Genomic DNA, 5,922 nt, shown 5'->3' with positions numbered 1-5,922 from the left:
AGGATGACCGCCTTGCGGGCGTTCAGCTGCTGGTAGGCGAAGTCGGCGCCCACCGTCCCCTGGACCGGGTCGATGAAACAGACGCGAAAGATCCAGTCGCGCACCTTGCCCGTGGCGGGGTCGACGGTGACGGGGACGGCGGTGGCGCCGGGCGTCACCAGCGGGATCTGCGCCTGCGTCACCACCTGCACGGCGCCCAGCGTGTCGCCGGTGGTGACGGGGCCGACCACGGCGACGACGCCCTCGCTGACCAGGCGCTCGGTGACGTTGGTCGACTCGCCGTTGTCCGACTTGTTGTCCAGCGTCACCGCCTCGAGCTTCCGCCCCAGCACGCCGCCCTTCTGATTGATCTGGTCGATGGCCAGGTCGGCCGCCTGGCGAGCATGCACCCCGAAGGTGGCGACCGGGCCGGAGAGCTCGAAGTTCATCCCGATCTTGATGGGCTGCGCCGAGGCCTGCCCGGCCCCCGACGAGGAGGAGCCGCCCGCGCCGGCGGAGTTTCCGCTGGTGGCGGATCCGCCGCCGCAGGCGCCGGCCGCCAGCGCCAGGGCCAGCAGGGCGGCCAGCCAGGCGGAACGCTTCCATCGCGAGGAAGGAGATGACGACAAATCGCATCACGCTCCCGGATAAAGACGGATATTGACGACGCTAATTCGACGGGTTGCGAATCGATCCTCCCGGCGATGCCCGCCACGCCCTTCCCGACCTTGGCCGGGCGGCGCCGCCGCGACGCCTTGAGCGGCGGGACGGGGCATGCTATCATGCGGAATGCGCCGGATCTCGTGCGAGAGTGCTGGAATTGGCAGACAGGCACGTTTGAGGGGCGTGTGGCCTTGTGCCGTGCGGGTTCAAGTCCCGCCTCTCGCACCAGGGGTTGGCCCATCGAGGCAGCAGCAGGAGCGGCGGCGACCCGCAGGTCGCCGCCGCTCCCCTCGTTCCGGGAAGTCGGCGGGCGGGCTCGGTGGCGAGCGCCGGCTCTCAGAAAAAGGGTGCCAGCTCCGCCAGGCGTTCGCCCGGCACCGTCGCCTCGATCAGCGGAAAGACCTCGTCCTCCTCCAGCCGGACGTGATCGCTCATGCGCCGGCCCAGGTCGGCCAGAAAGCCCGCCTCCGGCTCGCGGCCCGCGGCCAAAGCCTCCTCCAGCTGCTGCACGCGGGTGCGGAGCTCGACGTGCTCCACCAGCATGCGGACCACCCTCGGGTCGTTCGCCTCGCCCCAGCGTCCGTAGAACGGGAGGAGGAGATCCTCCTCCCTGCGGAAGTGGGCGGCGCCGTCCTCGCGCCAGAAGGCCAGGAACTCCTCGGCGGCGCGCCGCAGGGCGCCGGCGTCGGAAGGGTCGCGCGCCGCGTCGCGCAGCGACTTCCCGGCCACCAGTGCCCGGTGATGCTGCTGGGAGAGGGGGATGAGCCCCTCGTTTCGCCGTGCCATCGCTCTCGCCTCCCCGTGAGGGCTCTCTCTCCGCAGGCCCTCCGCCGTCGGCGCTCCGGCCGTGGTCAGCCGCGGGCCGCCGGGCGGTCCGCGGTTCCGTCCAGGAGCTTCCGGTAGCCCGCCTCCACCCGCTCCACCGCCCGGCCCAGGCCGTGGCGACGGAGCGTCTCCTCGGCGCCGCGCGCCGCCCGCCGCGCCGCCTCGTCCCCCTGCTCGCGCACCTGGCGGAGGACGGCGGCCAGCGCCGCGGCGTCGCCGGTGGGGAAGCTCCAGCCGGTCCTGCCGGGCTCCACCACGCCCGTCCGCGCCACGGCCGTCGAGACCACCAGGGGGCGGGCGCGGGCCAGCGCCTCCAACGCCGTCAGCGAGAGCGCCTCCACGCGCGAGGGGACGACGACGCAGTCCATGGCCCCCAGGTAGGGCGCCGCGTCGGGCACCGCCCCTTCCCAGCGGAGGCGCCCCGCCAGGCCGGCCGCTTCTGCCTGGCGGCGAAGCGGCTGTCGCAGCGGCCCGTCGCCCACCAGCCAGAGCCGGAGCTCGGGCATCCGGGGCGCGAGCCGGGCCGCCGCCTCCAGCAGAGTCTCCAGTCCCTTGCCCGGTACCAGCCGGGCGGCGGTTCCGACGATGTAGACGGGCTCCCACTGCCAGGCCGAGGGAAGCTCCGCCCGCGCCTGCCGGGGCGGCTCCAGCGGGGCCGGGAGCAGCTCCACCTGCCCCGGCGGGAGGCCCCACCAGCGGATCGCCTCTTCCCGGACCAGGGGGCTGACGGCGAACCAGAGGGGGTGGAGGGAGAGGAGGCGTCGCTCGAGCCAGCGGTAGCCGAGACCGCTGAGCAGGCCGCGCTCGGCCGGCAGGTTGTGCAGGGTGACGGCCAGCGCGGGCCGGCGTCCGGCCGGGAGCGAGCGGAGGAGCGGCGCGGCCACCAGCAGGGCGGCCGTTCCGTGCAGGTGGAGGAGGCGGTAGCCGCCCTCCGCCAGGAGCGCGGCCAGCTGGCGTCGGGCCGCCGCCAGCGCGGCCGGCGAGGGGCGCGCCGGCACCTCCACCGCCCGGCGCAGGAGCCGCGGATGGCCCTCCGCGCCCTCGAGCCGGGCCAGGAAGTCGCTGGGCCCGGCCAGCGTCACCTCCCATCCCGCCTCGGCCAGCGCCGGGGCCAGCAGGCCCACGTGGCGGCCCATGCCGCCAGCCGCCGGGCGGAGCAGGTGCAGCACGGCCTCGCCCACCTCGCCACCTCCATGGCGAGGATAGCCCATCGACCGCCGCGCGTACTCGTTGGGGAGGGCCGGCGAGGCGGGCGGCGGAGGTGGGGGCGACGCGGCGAGGGTCGGCTCGGCGGCGGGCGGCGGGCCCCCTGGGCGGCTTCCTGCGCGAGGAGGCGGCGCTTCCGCCGCTCCTCTGGCTCCTCCTGGCGGGGAACGGGCTGGTGGCGCTGGTGCGCTACACGGGAGCGCCCTTCCTCGCCGTCTACGTACAGGCGCGGACGCACCTGCCGCCCTCCGGCGCCGGCGCCGTGGTCGGCCTCTCCTCGCTGGCGGGGCTGGCGGTGGCACCGCTGGCCGGGCAGTGGGTCGACCGGGCCGGGCGCCGCGCCGGGCTGGCGCTGGGCTCCGCCCTGGAGGCGCTGGCGGCCGCGGGGCTGGCGGTCGCCCGCGGCCCCGCCGGCTTCGCGCTGGCCGCCCTGGGCGCGGGGGCGGCGGGCATGGTGGCGGGGGTAAGCTACCGCGCCCTCCTCAGCGACCTGGTGCCGGAGGCTTTGCGCACCCGCATCTTCGGCTACAACTACTGGCTCCTCAACGTGGGCGCCACCCTGGGCCCGCTCCTGGGGGTCCGTCTGGGCGCCGCCGCCTCGCCGCTCTCCTGGTGGCTGGGCGCGGGCGCGGGCGCCGGCATGGCGCTTCTGGCCTGGCGGGCGGTGCCGCCGGGCCTGGGTCGCCGGGAGTCCGACGGGGGGGATGCGCGGGCCGGGGCGAGGCCGGGGCTCCGGGCCGCCTTCGACCTTCTGGCCGGCGAGCCGCGCATCGCCCGCTTCGCGGCGGCCGCCTTCTTCAACGGCCTCGCCTACTCGCAGCTGCACACCGGCCTCGCGCTCCTCGTCCGGAGCGCCCTGCCGCGGGGTGAGGCCGCCTACGCGCGCCTCGTCGCCGCCAACGGCCTCACCGTCCTCCTCGCCCAGCCCTGGCTGGGGAGGCTCCTGGAGCGGCGGCCGCGCCTGGGGCTGGTGGCGGGCGAGCTGCTCTTCGCCCTGGCCGAGCTGGGCTGGTGGCGTGCCGGCCGCTCCGAGGAAGCCTGGCTGGCGCTGATGGTCCTCTTCACGCTGGGCGAGGTCTTCCACTCGCCGGCGCTGCAAAGCGTCGCCGCCGGCCTCGCCCCGCCGGGCCTGCGCGCCACCACCTTCTCCGCGCTGGGCGTCGTCGACGGCATCGCCTATGGGCTCGGGCCGGCGGCGGGGGGGCTGCTCCTGGAGAGCGCCGGAACGGGGGCGCTGCCGCTGGCCATGGCCTCGGCCTCGCTCCTCGCCGGGCTGCTCTTTCTCCGTCTGGGAGACGGGGGCGGCCGGGAGCGCATAGGGTGAGCGGCGGAGGTGGGGGGGATGGCCCGGCGGCGGCCGCCCATGCCGCTGGTGGAGGCGGTGGAGGCCTACGTCCGCGAGGGCGTCGTCCGCTTTCACATGCCGGGGCACAAGGGCGGGCGCGGGGCCAGCCCCGCCATCCGGCGCCTCCTGGGGGAGCGCGCCTTCCGCGCCGACGTGACCAGCGTGGAGGGGCTCGACGACCTCCAGGAGCCGACGGGGGTGCTGGCGGCGGCGCAGGCGCTGGCGGCGGCCGCCTTCGGCGCCGACCGGAGCTACTTCCTGGTCAACGGGACCTCGGCCGGCGTGCAGGCCATGATCCTGGCCGCCACGCAGCCCGGCGGGCGGCTGCTGCTGCCGCGGAACATGCACAAGTCGGCGCTGGCCGGCCTCGTCCTCTCGGGTGCCTGGCCGGTCTGGCTGGAGCCGGAGCGCGAGGCCGACTTCGGCCTGGCGCTGGGCGTGGCCCCCCACCGCCTGGAGGCGGCGCTGGAGCGCGGGCGGGCGGAGGCGCTCCTTCTCCTGAGCCCCAACTACTACGGGGTGGTGCCGGACCTGGGCGCGGCGGCGGCCCTGGCCCGGAGGCGCGGGCTGCCGCTCCTGGTGGACGAGGCGCACGGGCCGCACTTCGGCTTCCACCCGGCGCTGCCGCCGCCGGCGCTCCGCCTGGGCGCCGACGCCAGCGCGCAGGGGGCGCACAAGCTTCTGGGCGGGCTGACCCAGGCCTCGCTGCTGCACCTGCGCCGCGGGCGGCTCTCCGAGGAGCGGGTGGAGGGGGCGCTGCGCCTCCTACAGTCGACCAGCGCCAGCTACCTGCTGATGGCTTCGCTGGACGCGGCACGCGCCGAGATGCAGGAGCGGGGCAGGGAGCTGGTGGAGCGGGCCATCCGCCTGGCCGACGGGCTGCGCGCCGCGCTGGGCCGGGTGCCCGGCCTCCGGCTCCTCGACCGGCGGGTGCTGGGCGGGCCGGCCGCGGCCTGGCTGGACCCGCTCAAGGTGACCGTCTCCGTCCGCGACCTGGGGCTGAGCGGGCGGGAGGTGGAGCTGATCCTGCGGCGCCGCCACCGGATCCAGGTGGAGATGTCCGACCTCTTCAACGTGGTGTTGATCGTGGGCTCGGGCAACACGGAGGAGGAGACGGAGCGGCTGGTCCGCGCCTTCCGGCGCCTGGCGGCCGAGGCGCCGCGGCTGCGCAGGCCGGAGACGGCGGCGCTGCTGGAGCGCGCGGCGGCCCTGGCCGGTGCGCCCGCGCCGGAGGTGGCGGTGCTGCCGCGCGAGGCCTGGTTCGCCGCGGCGGAGCGGGTGGAGCTGGAGGCGGCGCGGGGGCGGGTGGCGGCCGAGACGGTGACCAGCTACCCCCCGGGCATCCCCATCGTCTCGCCGGGCGAGCGGATCTCGGGCGACGTGCTCGACTTCCTGGTGACGGTGCGCGAGGCGGGCCTCCGCCTCTCCGGCCCGGCCGACCCCTCGCTCCGCACGATCCGCGTCCTCGCCTGAACGGCTCCGGCCCGGTGCGAGCGCTGCCCGCTCGGCGGCCCGGAGCGGGCGCTCCCCGCTCAGCGGACCAGCTGGCTCTCGGCCAGCAGCACCAGCCCGGCCACGATGAGGAGCGTCCCGGCCAGCTGGCGGGGCGAGCTGCTCTCGCCCAGGAGCCACTGGCCCAGAAGGACCGTGACCAGCGGCGAGACGGCCAGGCCGGCGGCGGTCAGGCCGGCGCCGCCCGACTTGAGGGCGGCGTAGTAGGCCAGGTCGCCGGCGAAGGTGGCGAAGAAGGCCTCCAGCCCCAGGTAGAGCCAGTCGGCCGGCGGCAGCGAGAGGAGGACGCGGTAGCGGCCGCCGGCCAGCGACCAGGCGCCCACCAGGAGGACGGTGACCACCGTCCGGGCCACCAGCCCCTCCAGCGGGTCGGCGTGGCGGAGACCGAGGCG

6 protein-coding genes and 1 tRNA gene are annotated in these 5,922 nt (G+C 76.6%); 3 read left to right on the top strand and 4 right to left on the bottom strand.

From position 1 onward, the window contains the following. The coding region (locus K6U79_10570) for an ABC transporter substrate-binding protein (protein MCL6522794.1) at positions 1-608 on the bottom strand (608 nt) is incomplete at its 3' end. Positions 609-784: 176 nt separating this feature from the next. Between K6U79_10570 and K6U79_10565 the strand changes: the two genes are divergently transcribed. Further along, positions 785-870 (top strand) — tRNA-Leu (locus tag K6U79_10565). A 108-nt stretch (positions 871-978) separates the two neighbouring features. Here the strand turns inward: K6U79_10565 and K6U79_10560 are convergent. Further along, on the bottom strand, positions 979-1,428 hold the full coding sequence (locus tag K6U79_10560; protein ID MCL6522793.1) for a hemerythrin domain-containing protein: 450 nt from the start codon (positions 1,426-1,428) through the stop codon (positions 979-981). Between the two features lie 65 nt (positions 1,429-1,493). Further along, a complete protein-coding gene (locus K6U79_10555) occupies positions 1,494-2,648 on the bottom strand; it encodes a glycosyltransferase (protein ID MCL6522792.1) in 1,155 nt (384 codons plus the stop codon). Between the two features lie 80 nt (positions 2,649-2,728). Here K6U79_10555 and K6U79_10550 point away from each other — a divergent pair, with 80 nt between their 5' ends. Both K6U79_10550 and K6U79_10545 read left to right on the top strand, forming a co-directional pair. Further along, on the top strand, positions 2,729-3,997 hold the full coding sequence (locus K6U79_10550) for an MFS transporter (protein MCL6522791.1): 1,269 nt from the start codon (positions 2,729-2,731) through the stop codon (positions 3,995-3,997). A gap of 18 nt (positions 3,998-4,015) precedes the next feature. Then, positions 4,016-5,491 (top strand): DegT/DnrJ/EryC1/StrS family aminotransferase, encoded by a 1,476-nt coding sequence (locus K6U79_10545; protein ID MCL6522790.1) that lies wholly within the window; start codon positions 4,016-4,018, stop codon positions 5,489-5,491. 59 nt (positions 5,492-5,550) lie between these two features. Here K6U79_10545 and K6U79_10540 read toward each other — a convergent pair. Then, positions 5,551-5,922 (bottom strand): EamA family transporter (locus K6U79_10540; protein ID MCL6522789.1); only part of this gene is annotated, 372 nt, incomplete at its 5' end.

Source organism: Bacillota bacterium (genome assembly GCA_023511835.1).
GTDB lineage: Bacteria > Bacillota > Sulfobacillia > JAIMAT01 > JAIMAT01 > JAIMAT01.
This window is presented reverse-complemented; position numbering and strand designations above follow the sequence as displayed.